Source organism: Maribacter confluentis, assembly GCF_030505015.1.
Lineage (GTDB): Bacteria > Bacteroidota > Bacteroidia > Flavobacteriales > Flavobacteriaceae > Maribacter > Maribacter sedimenticola.
In genome coordinates, this window is sequence record NZ_JAUKUC010000001.1 from 790,353 (window position 1) to 805,793 (window position 15,441).

10 protein-coding genes are annotated in these 15,441 nt (G+C 37.8%); 5 read left to right on the plus strand and 5 right to left on the minus strand.

Translation table 11 applies throughout. The annotated features are described in order from the left end of the window. Positions 1-100: 100 nt before the first annotated feature. The gene (rpsA, locus tag Q2T41_RS03520; RefSeq protein WP_304434971.1) at positions 101-1,939 is read right to left on the minus strand and encodes a 30S ribosomal protein S1; all 1,839 of its coding nucleotides are present in this window, start codon (positions 1,937-1,939) and stop codon (positions 101-103) included. A 264-nt stretch (positions 1,940-2,203) separates the two neighbouring features. On the opposite strand from rpsA, the gene Q2T41_RS03525 reads away from it, so the two are divergent. Then, on the plus strand, positions 2,204-2,584 hold the full coding sequence (locus Q2T41_RS03525; RefSeq protein WP_089259797.1) for a LysM peptidoglycan-binding domain-containing protein: 381 nt from the start codon (positions 2,204-2,206) through the stop codon (positions 2,582-2,584). A 60-nt stretch (positions 2,585-2,644) separates the two neighbouring features. Here the strand turns inward: Q2T41_RS03525 and cmk are convergent, their stop codons facing one another. From cmk to Q2T41_RS03540, 3 genes are all read right to left on the minus strand, one after another. Beyond that, positions 2,645-3,334: a (d)CMP kinase gene (gene cmk, locus Q2T41_RS03530; protein ID WP_304434972.1), complete on the minus strand. Its 690-nt coding sequence runs from the start codon at positions 3,332-3,334 to the stop codon at positions 2,645-2,647. Between the two features lie 27 nt (positions 3,335-3,361). Then, on the minus strand, positions 3,362-5,812 hold the full coding sequence (gene lon, locus Q2T41_RS03535; RefSeq protein ID WP_089259795.1) for an endopeptidase La: 2,451 nt from the start codon (positions 5,810-5,812) through the stop codon (positions 3,362-3,364). Positions 5,813-6,022: 210 nt separating this feature from the next. After that, complete coding sequence (locus tag Q2T41_RS03540) at positions 6,023-10,822, minus strand: PQQ-dependent sugar dehydrogenase (RefSeq protein WP_304434973.1); 4,800 nt, start codon at positions 10,820-10,822, stop codon at positions 6,023-6,025. Positions 10,823-11,120: 298 nt separating this feature from the next. Between Q2T41_RS03540 and Q2T41_RS03545 the strand changes: the two genes are divergently transcribed. Genes Q2T41_RS03545 through Q2T41_RS03560 form a run of 4 tightly spaced genes read left to right on the plus strand, consistent with a single transcriptional unit; the run spans position 11,121 to position 14,059 of the window. Further along, on the plus strand, positions 11,121-11,678 hold the full coding sequence (locus Q2T41_RS03545) for an RNA polymerase sigma factor (RefSeq protein WP_089262930.1): 558 nt from the start codon (positions 11,121-11,123) through the stop codon (positions 11,676-11,678). Next, on the plus strand, positions 11,675-12,238 hold the full coding sequence (locus Q2T41_RS03550; RefSeq protein ID WP_304434974.1) for a hypothetical protein: 564 nt from the start codon (positions 11,675-11,677) through the stop codon (positions 12,236-12,238). The genes Q2T41_RS03545 and Q2T41_RS03550 overlap by 4 nt, the downstream gene beginning before the upstream one ends. Continuing rightward, a complete protein-coding gene (locus Q2T41_RS03555) occupies positions 12,219-13,310 on the plus strand; it encodes a hypothetical protein (protein WP_304437397.1) in 1,092 nt (363 codons plus the stop codon). The genes Q2T41_RS03550 and Q2T41_RS03555 overlap by 20 nt, the downstream gene beginning before the upstream one ends. A gap of 23 nt (positions 13,311-13,333) precedes the next feature. Continuing rightward, positions 13,334-14,059 carry a head GIN domain-containing protein gene (locus Q2T41_RS03560; RefSeq protein WP_304434975.1) on the plus strand — a complete coding sequence of 242 codons (726 nt, stop codon included), beginning with the start codon at positions 13,334-13,336 and terminating at the stop codon, positions 14,057-14,059. Positions 14,060-14,102: 43 nt separating this feature from the next. Here Q2T41_RS03560 and Q2T41_RS03565 read toward each other — a convergent pair whose 3' ends face one another. After that, the gene (locus tag Q2T41_RS03565) at positions 14,103-15,434 is read right to left on the minus strand and encodes an MFS transporter (protein ID WP_304434976.1); all 1,332 of its coding nucleotides are present in this window, start codon (positions 15,432-15,434) and stop codon (positions 14,103-14,105) included. Positions 15,435-15,441 lie beyond the last annotated feature (7 nt).

Below are 15,441 nucleotides of genomic sequence, written 5' to 3' on the forward strand. Positions count from 1 at the left end.
TAGGAACCCTAATAGGTACCGATAAGGTGATAACTAAAAAGCCCGGACAATAGTCCGGGCTTTTACTTATAATCCTTTTAAAGGATCTATATCAATGAAATTACTTCTTCTTAGAATCAGCTTCCATTTTGTCTTTCAACGCTTGTAACGCATCGTTAGCATCACCTAAAGTTGGCTTAGCTTCATCTGCACTAGCTGCCTGTCTTTTGACAGCTGCTTTTACATTACGTTGCTCTTCTTCACGGAAAATAGCAGTATGACTAGCTACTACGCGCTTGAAGTCTTTGTTGAACTCAATAATCTTGAATTCAGCTTCATCGCCTTTACCTAGTTTTTTACCATCTTCTTTTTCCAAGTGACGTTGTGGAATAAATGCAGTAATATCTTCGTTAAATTCAATTGTTGCACCTTTATCAACTACATCAGAAATGGTTGCCGTATGAACTGTACCCAAAGCGAATTCAGTTTCATATTTATCCCATGGGTTTTCAGTAGTCTGCTTGTGACCTAAGCTCAACTTACGACCTTCAACATCAAGTTCCAATACTTCAACTTCTAAAGTATCACCTACGTTAGTAAACTCAGATGGATGCTTGATTTTCTTAGTCCAAGAAAGATCGGAGATGTAAATTAAACCGTCTATACCTTCCTCTAGTTCAACAAAAACACCAAAGTTTGTAAAGTTTCTTACAATACCTTTATGCTTAGAACCTACAGGATATTTAGTAGTAATATCAGTCCAAGGGTCCGGAGTCAATTGCTTGATACCAAGAGACATTTTACGATCTTCACGATCCAATGTTAATACAACCGCTTCTACCTCATCACCAACATTTACGAAATCCTGTGCAGAACGCAAGTGCGTAGACCAAGACATTTCAGAGACGTGGATAAGACCTTCAACACCTTCAACAACTTCAATGAATGCGCCGTAATCAGCGATAACAACAACTTTACCTTTTACTTTATCACCAATCTTAATTTCATCGGATAAAGCTTCCCAAGGGTGCTTCTCCAATTGCTTAAGACCTAATTGTATTCTAGATTTGTTTTCATCAAAATCAAGAATTACAACATTTAATTTCTGATCTAATTCAACAACCTCGTTCGGGTGGTTGATTCTGCTCCAAGAAAGGTCAGTAATGTGAACTAAACCATCAACACCACCAAGATCAATAAAGACACCGTAAGAAGTAATGTTTTTAACAACACCTTCCAATACCTGTCCTTTTTCAAGTTGGCTAATGATTTCTTTCTTCTGCTCTTCAATATCAGCTTCAATAAGAGCTTTATGAGAAACAACAACGTTTTTAAATTCGTGGTTGATCTTTACAACCTTGAATTCCATTGTCTTGTTAACATACTGGTCGTAGTCACGAATTGGCTTAACATCAATTTGAGAACCTGGTAAGAAAGCTTCAATACCAAATACGTCAACGATCATACCACCTTTAGTTCTGCACTTCACAAAACCACTAACGATTTCTTCTTTGTCATGAGCCGCATTAACACGGTCCCAAGCCATAATAGTTCTCGCCTTTCTGTGAGATAATACTAATTGACCACTTTTATCCTCACGAATATCGATCAATACCTCTACCTTGTCACCTACTTTTAATCCTGGGTTGTAACGAAATTCGTTTAACGAAATTACACCTTCAGATTTTGCATTGATATCAATGATAGCTTCCCTATCAGTAATATACACCACTTTTCCTTCAACAACTTCTGCATCTGCAGTGTCAACGAAATTTTCGGCTACCAATTTTTCAAATTCCTGCAATTTAGAATCATCAACACGCTCAATTCCTTGTTCGTATTTCTCCCAATTGAAGTTTTCTAAAAATTCTTGAGGATCTTGCTGTGGAGTCTCTACAGCAGTTTGTTGTGTTGCTTCGGTAGTTTCAGCTACCTCTGCGTTTGTTTTTTCTTCAGCCATTTGCTGATCAATAATTTGTATTCCATAACCTTATCAAGACTTAGGCAACGACTATGAAAGTTGTTACGTTTATTTTTTTAACTATCCTTTTTCTCTTGATATGCTTGCAAAAAAGGTGTGCAAAACTAATCATTTTATTTCAAATAGGCAACCTACATTATTAAGTATCAAGGCAATTAAATTTTATACGGCCGTTTTTAAGAAAAATAATTTTAATATGCCTATCTTACAAGCATTATATTAACCATTAAATAAAAGATTATTATGAGTGTTAAAGCAAAATACCAAGGTGTTCTAGACCTAGGTGAGCAATTGGGAATAAAAGATGGAAACGTTACCGTTGAAGGCGATATTCTTAAAGTAAAGGGACAAGCAAAAACTCCTTATGAAAAAGATTTGATTTGGGACAAAATCAAAGCCATTGGCGGAGAGAGCCCATCTGATATAAAAGCAAATATTACTGTAGAAGATGATTCTGTATATCACAGACATGTTGTCAAAAGTGGCGAATCATTGAGCAAAATAGCAAAACATTATTATGGTGATGCTATGAAGTATAAGTCCATTTTTGAGGCCAATACCGGTATTTTGAAAAATCCTGATGTAATTCATCCTGACCAGGTATTGGTTATTCCTAACAAATAAGTTGCAAAGCAATTATTATAAATAAAAAGAGGTTAGCGCTGCTAACCTCTTTTTTTATGTCTATTTATTGATGATCCTTAGCGCATGCTCATAAATTCTTTGGAACTGATCTTCCAAACCTACGTCGCTATTGTCAAAATCTATGGCGTCCTTGGCTTTTACCAGTGGTGAAATTTCCCTATTGGAATCTATATAATCACGCTTTTGAACATTCTCCAAGATATCCTCATATTGAACGTCCTCTCCCCTATCCAGCAATTCCTTATACCTTCTTACCGCTCTTTTTTCTGGTGATGCAGTCATAAAAATCTTAAGTTCGGCATCTGGAAAAACTACGGAGCCTATATCCCTTCCATCCATAACAATACCTTTATCAACACCCATTGCCTTTTGCAATGAAACCAATTTTGAACGTACCTCTGCCAGTTCTGAAACCTGACTAACATTCTTGGAAACGGGCATTGTCCTAATCTCCTTTTCTACATTTAAATTGTTCAAGTACATTTCCGCAAATCCAAGATCCTCGTTGAACACGAAATTTAATTCTATCCGATCTAACGCATTTACCAAAGCATGTCTATCAATTTTACCATCCTCTATAAATCCGTTTTGCATTGCAAACAGGGTTACGGCACGGTACATTGCACCAGTATCAACATAAATGTACTGAAGCTTTTTTGCCAACTGTTTGGCCAGAGTACTTTTACCTGTAGAGGAAAAACCATCTATTGCTATGGTAATCTTTTTCATATTCTAAAAATAGGAATAAAAGGACGTTTATAGGTCCTTTGCATTTTTTACATTTTGGTCCGTTAAGGCAATATCGATCACTTCAGACATTTCCTTAACATAGTGAAAAGTTAGCCCTTTTAAATAAGATTCCTTAATTTCCTTAATATCACGTTCATTATCCGCACATAATATAATCTCCTTAATACGTGCTCTTTTGGCTGCAAGGATCTTTTCCTTAATACCCCCAACCGGAAGTACCTTTCCTCTTAAAGTGATTTCTCCCGTCATCGCCAAACTCTTTTTTATACGCTTTTGGGTAAACAAGGACACCAAAGACGTCAACATGGTGATACCTGCACTTGGACCATCTTTTGGTGTTGCACCTTCCGGTACATGAATATGAACATTATATTTTTCAAAAATTTCCGAATCTATACCAAATCGTTCTGCATTGGACTTGATATACTCCATTGCGATTGTAGCAGATTCCTTCATTACCTTACCAAGGTTACCCGTTATGCTCAGCGCTCCCTTACCCTTGGAAAGTATGGATTCTATGAACAGAATATCTCCACCTACACTGGTCCATGCAAGTCCGGTAACTACACCCGCTACCTCATTATTCTCATATTTATCCCGTTCCATTTTAGGGGCACCCAAAACCTCAATGATCACATCATTGCTTACCTTAACATCATATTCCTCTTCTGTGGCAATGGATTTTGCCGCGTAACGTACCATTTTCGCTATTTGCTTCTCCAATGAACGTACACCCGACTCTCGCGTATATCCTTCAACGATTTTTTCCAATTGGGGTTTTCCAATCTTTAAATGACTTGGATTTAGGCCGTGTTCCGTAAGTTGTTTGGGCAATAAATGTTTTTTGGCAATCTCTACCTTTTCCTCTATGGTATACCCACTAACATGGATAATCTCCATACGGTCCCTTAATGCAGGTTGAATGTTGCTCAAATTATTGGCCGTGGCCACGAACATGACTTTAGAAAGGTCATAGCCCAACTCCAAGAAATTATCATGGAAATCACTATTTTGTTCAGGATCCAATACCTCTAACATTGCAGAGGACGGATCACCTTGGTTACTATTTGACAACTTATCTATCTCGTCCAAAATAAAGACAGGATTGGAGGTACCGGCCTTTTTTAAACTTTGGATTATTCTACCGGGCATTGCGCCTATATAAGTTTTACGGTGACCTCGTATTTCTGCCTCATCACGCAATCCACCAAGAGACATTCTAACATATTCCCTACCTAAAGCTTCCGCTATGGATTTACCCAAAGAGGTCTTACCTACTCCTGGAGGTCCATATAAGCACAGAATTGGCGACTTCATATCATTCCTTAATTTAAGAACTGCCAAATACTCAACTATCCTACGCTTTACATCCTCCAGACCATAGTGATCACGGTCCAATATACGCTGTGCACGTTTGAGGTCAAATTTATCCTTGCTATATTCTTTCCATGGCAACTCAAGTAATAAATCCAAATAATTTCTTTGGATGGAATATTCCGCCACTTGAGGGTTCATACGTTGCATTTTGGACAATTCCTTTGCAAAATGCTCCTTAACCTTTTTACCCCATTTTTTCTTCTTGGCCTTTTCCTTCATTTCCTCCAATTCCTCATCATAGGAAACACCACCCAATTCTTCTTGAATGGTCTTCATTTGTTGGTGCAGGAAATATTCTCGTTGCTGCTGATCCAAATCATTTCTAACTTTGGATTGAATGTCGTTCTTAAGTTCTAACTTTTGCAGTTCAACATTCATATATTTCAACGTAGCCAAAGCCCGCTCCTGTAAACTACCGATCTCCAATAGTTCCTGCTTGGCCTTAACATCCAAATTAAGATTGGAAGAAACAAAGTTGATGAGAAATGAATCGCTTTGGATATTTTTAATTGCAAAAGAAGCTTCGCTAGGAATATTTGGATTATCCCTAATAATCTTTAGTGCCAATTCCTTTATGGATTCTATAATGGCAAAAAATTCCTTGTCGTTCTTCTCCGGCCTTATTTCACTTGTTTCCCTTACGGTAGCCGTAATGTAAGGTTTCTTGGTCAAGACCTCTGCAATTTCAAAGCGTTTTTTTCCTTGGATGATAACCGTAGTGTTTCCATCAGGCATCTGTAGCACCCTTAAAATTCTGGCCACGGTCCCCAATGTGTTAATATCCTTTACTTCCGGATTCTCCGTTTCTTCATCTTTTTGGGAAACTACACCAATAACCTTTGACCCATTATTGGCATCCTTGATCAGACGAATACTCTTGTCCCTGCCCGCAGTAATAGGAATGACCACACCAGGAAAAAGAACCGTATTCCTAAGTGGTAATATAGGCAAGGTCTCTGGCAGGGTCTCACTGTTCATCTGTTCTTCATCTTCAGGGGTCAATAATGGTATTAACTCAGAATCCTGATCGATTCCCTGTAAGGACATATTGTCAAAATTTGAAAATTTAGAATCTTTCATACTCATATATCGGTCATTCTGTCATTATAAAAACAGAATTTTATTTTAAGAAATTATACATTACAACTATATTAACGCCCCTAAGAGCGCAATTACAGTGCCTAACGCTTTTTTTACATCAACACTATTTCAATTCCTGTGCCAATTAAAAAAGAAACCGGTGCCATATCCTAAAATATAGCACCGGTTAATCAATTTATTTTCTATTATTTAATTCTTTATCACCTTTTCCACATGTACATTGCCATTACCTGTTGTTAGTGATATAATATAGACCCCTGGTTGATATTGTGACAAATCTACATCTATAGTTCCTTTTCTATACTTATCATATGATCTAGAGTACAGGATTACATTATTGGGACTGATCAGGTTCAATGCCAATTCTTGACCGTCATAAACAGATGTATCTACCGAAACCCAACTTGCCGTAGGATTAGGGTACACCGTAATTGGCATTTCCGCATCGTTATCAGTACCAAGAGTTGATTTAAAAGGCAATACTATGTCCTCTTCCACTTTGCGGACCGATAAATTAGTAAACTGTACCAGTCCGGTTTCATTGCCTTGTGCATAATTTGAAAATAACCAAATATCAAGTGTTCGTACCAAAGGTAAAATGGTCATACGTCCAGAATATGTACTCCACTCCGTGGTAAAATTATGCCCTATTTGCCATGCATTAGGTCTATTGTTTTGAGCTACCTCTATACGGGCATTTCCTTCTATCGTTTTCCCATCAATACTAAATTCCAACACATCGCCGACGCCTATACCATTTGCCTCAAGATCAATGGTAATGGAATATCGTGCCCAAGGTTGATTTTGATCACTATTGGCTATTTCAAAAATACACCCTAAACCTAAATTGGAATCAGCAATATTTCCCGCTGTATCCAAACCAGCATCCAAACGACCATTCGTCAACTCAATTTCATCATATATGTTCGTTAAAGTATCACCACATGCTGGCTGTGGAACTGTTTCCTCTTCTTGTTTCTGAATCGTTAAATTATTGAACATGGAGGTTCCCGGGGCTATATTGGCATAATTGGAAAATAACCAAATATCAAGTGTTGTTATATTTTCCGGAACAATAATTTCCTGCTCGTAGGTAGTCCATTCATTTGAGAACGTATGTCCCAAAAGCCATATATTAGGCAAATTATCCTGTGCAATTTCAATTCTAGCATTACCGTCCAGACTTACCCCATCTACCGTTACCTCCAAAACATCTCCCGGTTGTAAACCATTATCCTCAAGATTAATGGACATGGTATATCTTGCCCACGGTTGATTTTCGTCTTCATTGGTAACTTCCAAAACACAATCACCTACCTCCTCTATTTCAACACCTTGGGAAATATCCAGCCCTGCGGTTAATTTTTCTTCTTCAATTATAAGAGAGGACCTTAAATCACCAAGGGGGTTTTCGCATATATTCCCAGGCTCTTCAATATCCAAAATCTTTTCTACCACAAGATTGTCAAACAAAGCTGCACCTTTTTCCAAGGTGGCATAATTGGAATATAACCATATATTCAGTGTAGAAATATCATTGGGGACTTTAATAGTTTTGGTATATGTAGCCCATTCATTGCCAAAAGTATGACCCAATAACCAATTGTTTGGTTTATTATCCTGGGCGACCTCAATTCTAGCATTGCCACCATCACTTTTACCATCTAGACTAAACCTTAGGTTATCCCCTGCTACCAATCCCAAAGTTTCCAAGTCAATCGTTACTATATACCGTTCCCACAACCTCCCATCTTGTAGCGTAGCTATTCTTAATGAACAGTCAAAACCATTGGTGTCTATCTCTTCTTTTTCTACTTGAAGGTATTCTTCATAATAAATACCGTTTGGTAAAGGCAATTCTGTGTTTTCATTCCTCAATTCATCAATACATACCTCCACCGTAGAGCTAATGACGTTTAAGGTAAATATTGTAAAACAACCAGAACCCATTGTTATCCTATACTCTCCTTCATCATCTTTAAACACGCTATCCAGAACCAATACCCCATTGGTGACCAATCCGCTTGGCGATGTAACTGTATACATGGCATCATCTACAACTGGCAGACCAATTGACACAACGCTACCTTCATCTACCACGGTAGTTACTTCATTTTTAACCCACGCCCCTTCACCAATTTTAAATTCAGGCTCAATAGACTCATTGTCACAATAATCAACCAGCAAGGTTTTGGTGCAATCTTCCGTTGTTGCAAATACATATTCACCTAAATCTTCCACTGATATAGCCGAAATACTCAAACCATTCTCTATAAGCTCTCCCTGTGGGGTGGTTATGGAATAATCTTGATCAATTTCCTTAAGTCTCAACCCTAAAGATAATCCTTCCGCTATCGTTAAGGTTTCCTCAGTGATAGTAACCCATGGGCCATCTCCAATTTGGTATTCTGGTTGTATACTAGTAAGATCACATACTGGTTTGGGTATTATCTTAAGCTCCAAAGTAGCCTCGCAACCTTTATCGGTCTTGAACGTATACAATCCTTCATTTTCCACATTAACACTATCAATGGTATAGTCCATTTTTACTTCCTCGCCATCCGGTAAAATAATGGTAAACAACTCTGTGTTGGGTAAAATGCTAAGAACTAGCTTATCTCCCTCATCAAGTTCCAAAACATCCTTACCGCTTTCCCATACCCCGTTTACTTGATATTCTTGGACAATACTATTTGCCGGGCAGCGATAATCCATTGACCAGGTGGCAAAAAAGTTGGAAGTTATATCCCCTACTTTCGAGAAATTACCGGTCACATACAATTGCTCTTCTTCCGCTGAAAAAAGTATTGAATTAATAACCCCATCCGTACCTACTTGCAAATTTTCACCAAGAGGTTGCCAACCACCAATTTCTGACCATTTTGCAATGTTGTTTACAATAATAGTTTCGGATTTTTCATTACTTGCAAAAACAAAATTTCCAGCTACAAAAACTTCATCATTATTCGCAACAATAGAATTTACACTTCCGCTCAACCCATTGCCTAAAGTTTCCCATTCCTTAGTCACTAAATTCCACCTAGCTATTCTATTTACCGTTTCACCAGAGGCAATATTAAAATTACCCCCAACATATACAAAGGAATCATCCAAAGCCATTGCCTCAACGAAACCACTTGTGCCATTGGCCAATGTGCCCCATTCACTACCATTCCAAGTTGCAATTCTAGGTGTATTTGTAATGCCAGCGGTATCAAAATTACCACCAACATATACAACATCGTTATCGTCTATGACAATTTCCCTAACCTCGTTGTTAAGACCAGAAATCAATGAACCATTGGGCATTATGGCCTGCCATCCGTTTTCCCAAATAGCTATATTGTTTACTTCAATTCCACCGGCGTTTACAAAAGCCCCACCTACATAAATTTTGGATTGTGAATCAACCGCAATTTTTGCAACGGTACCATTTGTTCCAGACCCCATGGCAGACCAAGTATTGCCGTTCCATAAAGCAATATTATTTGCGGCAATTCCATTAACGTTACTAAAGGTACCGCCAATAAGCAATTCGTTATCAGCATTCATGGTTATGGTCTTAACCTCTCCATTTACATTGCCCAACGTATTTTTCCAACCCGTCTTCTTATTATAGACCCCTAGATTATTGACAACTGTTTCGCCAATACTGGTAAATGAGCCCCCTACATAAATATCATCGCCATTTTCGAAAATACAATTGATAACTCCATTGGTACTTTCGGTAATGCCTGTCCAATATCCTATACCACTAACATCCAATGGACCATTATCCTCAGGTTCGTCTCCGCCTGAAATCTTGAATATTTTAGCGGCATTTCCATAACTACTAAAATACATTTCTCCATCCTCATCCAATCCAAAACTAGAAACATATTGGCCGTTGGTTCTAAAAAGCAAGGTATTTTCAACACTATCCAGACCTTTGCCAATATTAAGGGCCCAAACCCTTCCAGTAACATAATCCGCATAAATATACTTGCCCTTTATCAAAGTGTTTTCACTTTTTCCATTGTATACATACCCTCCCGTAATTGAACGATCTCCAAAAGAATGATCATATTGAAAGATGGGCTTTACATCTTCTTTGGTTGCCAACGTAGTAGAAGATTTATAAATGGCATCACCTTCTAACCTGCTCCAACCATAATTTCCTCCGTTAACAATAACATTTATTTCCTCATAATTATCCTGACCTACATCCGCACCTATTAGCATATCTCCATCAAAAGAAAATTTCCATGTATTCCTTATACCCCATGAATATAGTTCGTCCAGTCCTGTTTTGCCCACCCTAGGGTTATCCGTAGGTATTTCATAATTCCCGTTGGGCAGGTCTGGGTTGGTTTCCAAAGGATTACTATTATCCAGATCCACATCTATTCTTAGAATACTACCAAAAATATTCTCTAGATTTTGGGCATTCCCCATAGGGTCACCGCCGCCGCCGCCGTCACCTACGGAAATATATAGATAACCATCTGGGCCAAATCCTATTTTACCACCATTATGGTTAGAATTATTTTGATTTTTATCAAAACTGAAAATTTCCAATCTACTTAATTTATCCGCACTATTTGGGTTTAAGGGATCAACACGATATCTGGCCAACACCACCTCAACACCTACTCCGGAAACACTGCTCCGTTGGGTATGGTATACAAAAAAATATCCGTTAGACTTATAATTTGGATGAAAGGCAAGTCCCAATAAACCTATCTCCTGACCTGAGGAAAAACTGACAATATCCTCAATATCTAAAAAAAGAATAGCTCTATTGGTGTCTGGTACATTTTCAAAAACCTTAATAGCTCCTTGTTGCTCCACAACGAACAACCTATTGGAGCCGTCATTGGCATTCTGAATTTCAACAGGAAATTGAAAATTTAAATTTGGAAAAGCATCTTCATATGTGATTTTTTCTTGCGAAAAACCACTAAGAGCAAAACATAGAAAAAATAAAAAATGAAGTAATAGTTTGTTCATAGGTTTGGGGTTAGATATAATGGAATGTTTAAAAATTTCGGTCAAATTCAAGATATCTACGTTGAAAACTCAATATTAGATGCCCATATTAATAAATCAGGTAATATTTTCGATGAACTACATTCATCAACTAACAATCCCGTTCTTTAAAAAAATTGATGAGTCCTTTTTTCCACCTTACAAAAGACCTCCAAATAAAACTCTATTTATACTAAAACATTACACCATTTAATAAAAAAATTATCTTAAACTGTAACAAACCTTAAATTGATATATCATTACATAAACCAATCACTTTTTGAGCCAACAAAGAGAACATATTGATGAGCTATTGCTGTCATGCATGGCCGGTAAACAAAGTGCACAGCTAGAAGTGTACAACAAGTATTACAGGGCCATGTACAACACAGCACTAAGAATTGTTAAGGATACTGCCCAAGCAGAGGATATTATGCAAGAATCGTTTTTAAGCGCATTTACTAAACTGCATACTTTTAAAGGGGAGGTTACTTTTGGATCTTGGTTAAAACGTATTGTGATCAACAATAGCATCTATCAGTATAGAAAGCAGCAAAAAAACAAGGAAGTTGCATTGGATGAAGTAATGTACAAGGTCGAAGATCATGACGGAATTGACCCCACTCATGTGTTTACTGAACTAAAGGCTCAAAAAGTGATGGAAACCATGAAAGATTTAAAGGAAAATTACAGAGTGTCTTTGACCTTACATTTAATTGAAGGGTATGATTATGAAGAAATGAGTGAGATCATGAATATAAGTTATGCCAATTGCAGAACCATGGTCTCAAGAGCAAAAGATAGCTTAAGAAAAAAATTAATAGTAGAAAGCCGATGAAAAATGATAACATAGACGATCTGTTCAAGAAGTTGCAAGGCAATTTTGATACTGAAGAACCTAAAGATGGGCACCAGCTGCGCTTTTTGGAAAAATTGAATGCGGTCAATGGTAAAAAGACAATAACGACCAAAAAGAATAGTTCTTGGTTGAGCTGGGCCTCCATGGCCGCGGCAATAGCCCTTTTAGTAACCGTAGGAATATTCCAAGTTGGAAACTACAACACCAAAGAGGAAAAAGTTGCACAGATTTCGCCAGAAGTTTCCAAAACGCAATTTTATTTTGCAAATCTTATAGAGGAGCAAGTAAAAGAATTGAATTCAGAAAAATCTCCTGAAACGGAAAAGATTATAAACGATACCATGTTGCAATTGCAAAAATTACAACAAGATTACACCAAAATGGAACAGGACCTCCTTAATGGTGGTAACAGCAAATTGATCTTAAGTGCCATGATCACCAATTTTCAAACAAGAATTGAACTGTTAAAAGAAGTAATGTCCCAAATAGAAAATATTAAATCAATAAAAAACACACATGATGCAAACTATACTATTTAAATATTCATGCATATTCTTTTTAGCATGCTCCACCATATTATCTGCCCACGATACAGATTTTGACGGTAAGCATACCAAGGAAAAGATCATAAAAAAAGAATTTAACGTAAATGCAGATGCACTGTTGAAAGTCAGCAATTCTTATGGTAATCTAAACATAACCTCCTGGAGCGAAAACCGTGTTGTTATTGAAGTCCATATCAAGACCAATGGCAATAACGAGGAAAAGGTTCAAAAAAAACTTGATGACATTTCCGTTGAGTTTGATGCAAGCAAATCAATGGTGTCCGCAAAAACCATTTTCGACAAGAAAAATAGCGGATGGGGATGGAGCTGGGGCAATAACAATAATGTCAACATGCAGATCAACTATACCATTAAAGTACCCATTAAGAACAATGTAGATCTAAGTAACGACTACGGTAATATTATCTTGGACAGAATTGATGGCCATGCCAAAATATCCTGTGATTACGGGCGTATGGAATTGGGGGAATTAAGGGGGCGAAATAATTACTTGAATTTTGATTACACCTCTAAATCTACCATAGGTTATATAAATAGTGGCGAAATAAGGGCAGACTATTCCGGTTTTACCATTGATAAAGCAGGAGATCTAAAAGTAAATGCAGATTATACGAACGCAAGCATCGGTATTATGAAAAACCTGGAATATGTAAGTGATTATGGTAATATGGATGTAGAAGAACTCAATTCCATTGATGGCAACGGCGACTATATTACCGTTAAGTTGGGAATAGTGCATGGCAATGTATCCATTGTTTCGGATTACGGCAGCGTAAGAATAGATGAGCTAGCCAAGGATGCAGGAAACGTAAGAATACAGTCTGATTATACAGGAATTAAAATAGGATACAATAATCAATATCACTTTGATTTTGACATCACTGCCAGTTATGCCGGTGTAAGCGGTAAAGATGATTTAACAGTCAATGTAAGTACAGAAAAATCCTCCAATAAACATTATGAAGGTTTCTATGGTTCCAGAGGCAGTGGAAACACCGTCAAAATTAACAGTGATTACGGAGGTATAAGCTTTATTAAAAAATAACTAATCGATTAAAAATGAACATTATGAACAAATTTTTTACTTTAATTTTTATGGGGTTTCTTTCTTTATCCTGTGTTGGACAGTGGGGAAAAACCATTAAGGGTAACGGGAACAATGTTACCATTGAAAGAACTACAGGTGATTATGATGGTGTGGCGGTTTCCGGATGGTTTGATGTTGAGCTGGTATCAGGTAATGAAGGAAAAATTATCCTTAAAGGCGAAGAAAACCTATTGGAATATATCATTACCGAAGTTAAGAACGGTAAGCTTGTTATTAAGACCGAAAAGGGAGTCAACCTTAAGACAAGTAATTGGAAATCTGGTATTCATATTACCGTACCTGTGGAATCCATAAATTCCGTAGCTATGTCCGGCTCAGGTGATATCGTAGGTAAAACCACCCTCAGCGCCGATAATTTCAGTACCGCAATGTCCGGATCGGGAGATATAACATTGGACCTAGACACCAATAGCTTAACGGCAACCATGTCCGGGTCTGGCGACATGTCCTTAAGCGGCAAAACAACAGATTTTGAAGCCACCATATCCGGTAGTGGAGATATTGAAGCCTACAGTCTAGACGCGGACCATGTAAATGCAACAGTATCTGGATCGGCAGATATTCAGGTCACGGCAAAAAAATCCATTAAAGCTAGAGTTTCCGGTTCCGGGGATATAACCTATAGAGGAAATCCGGAAAAAATAGATACCAAAACTTCGGGTTCCGGGGATATCTCAAAAGGTTAACAGCATAACCAAAATAGCGAACAATCACGATCAAGAGGCCTCCTTAATGAGGCCTTTTCACTTCTTTAACCCTTACCAATAAAAACATCCCCACTAAGAAAAAGATGCCCAAAAATATAATAGAGCTTCTCATACTGCCAGTCCTTTGGGCGATTGCCCCATATATAAATGTGCCTATTATAATTCCTATTTTTTCTGCCACATCATAAAAACTAAAGAAAGATGTAGTATCCGTAGTGCTAGGTAAAAATTTGGAATAGGTAGATCTAGACAATGCCTGTATACCCCCCATGACCAAGCCAACACACCCGGCAGCTATATAAAAATCCGTAGGTGTTATCACAAAATAGGCATAGATACAAATACAGACCCAGAGGGCATTTATTACGATCAGGGTCCTAATATTTCCATATTGTTCCGAAGCTTTTGCCGTAAGCGTTGCCCCCACTATGGCCACTAGCTGTATTACCAAAATACTAATGATCAAACCGGTGGTTCGTTCCGTGTCCGTACCCCAAGCAATTTCTTCTTCCCCAAAATAAGTAGCTATGAGCATTACGGTCTGCACCGCCATACTATAGACAAAAAATGCGCCCAGATATCTCTTTAACCTAACCTGCTCCCCAAGTTCTTTCCAAACCTGCTTTAGCTCCTTAAAACCATTTAACACCACATTGGTTCTTTCACCTTCCTTCTTATATCCTTGAGGCAGAAAATAAAAACTATATTGAGCGAACAACACCCACCAAATACCTACGGTAACAAAGGAATATTTCATTGCCTTTATTTCCGCAGCTCCGGATTCATCTGTTGTAATACCGAACAAATCCGGGCGCATTACCATGGCCAAATTGAACATTAACAAAAGTACACTACCAATATATCCTAAAGTAAACCCTTTAGCACTTATGGCATCTTGTTGTTTTGGAAAAGCCACATCGGGCAGGTAAGAATTATTAATGGCAAAACTTACCCAAAAGCCCACCAAACCAAAAAAATAACACAACAGGCCAAAATAAATATGTTCCAAAGAAAACCAATAAAGGCCAACGCAAGAGAGGCCGCCCAAATAGCAGAAAAATTTCATGAACACCTTTTTATTTCCTAAATAATCCGCTATACCGGAGACCAAAGGTGTTATAATGGCAATACAAACAAAGGCCAAGGAGGTTGTATAACTTATTAATGGCGCCCTGGCAATTTCTCCGCCAAATACTGTTACTTTTTCAATACCGGCAACTCTAAACAACGCCCCGTAAAATATGGGGAATACCGCCGAGGATATCACCAAACTATATACAGAATTTGCCCAGTCATAAAAGGCCCATGCGTTCAACAATTTTTTACTTCCCTTTAAAACCAGCGTCTTTGTCATATATAAA

Coding starts and splice junctions, on each gene's coding strand:
- Q2T41_RS03555 (WP_304437397.1), top strand. CDS start 12,219: ATGCAAACTATACTATTTAAATATTCATGCATATTCTTTTTAGCATGC.
- Q2T41_RS03540 (WP_304434973.1), bottom strand. CDS start 10,822: ATGAACAAACTATTACTTCATTTTTTATTTTTTCTATGTTTTGCTCTT.
- Q2T41_RS03550 (WP_304434974.1), top strand. CDS start 11,675: ATGAAAAATGATAACATAGACGATCTGTTCAAGAAGTTGCAAGGCAAT.
- Q2T41_RS03525 (WP_089259797.1), top strand. CDS start 2,204: ATGAGTGTTAAAGCAAAATACCAAGGTGTTCTAGACCTAGGTGAGCAA.
- cmk (WP_304434972.1), bottom strand. CDS start 3,334: ATGAAAAAGATTACCATAGCAATAGATGGTTTTTCCTCTACAGGTAAA.
- Q2T41_RS03560 (WP_304434975.1), top strand. CDS start 13,334: ATGAACAAATTTTTTACTTTAATTTTTATGGGGTTTCTTTCTTTATCC.
- lon (WP_089259795.1), bottom strand. CDS start 5,812: ATGAAAGATTCTAAATTTTCAAATTTTGACAATATGTCCTTACAGGGA.
- Q2T41_RS03565 (WP_304434976.1), bottom strand. CDS start 15,434: ATGACAAAGACGCTGGTTTTAAAGGGAAGTAAAAAATTGTTGAACGCA.
- rpsA (WP_304434971.1), bottom strand. CDS start 1,939: ATGGCTGAAGAAAAAACAAACGCAGAGGTAGCTGAAACTACCGAAGCA.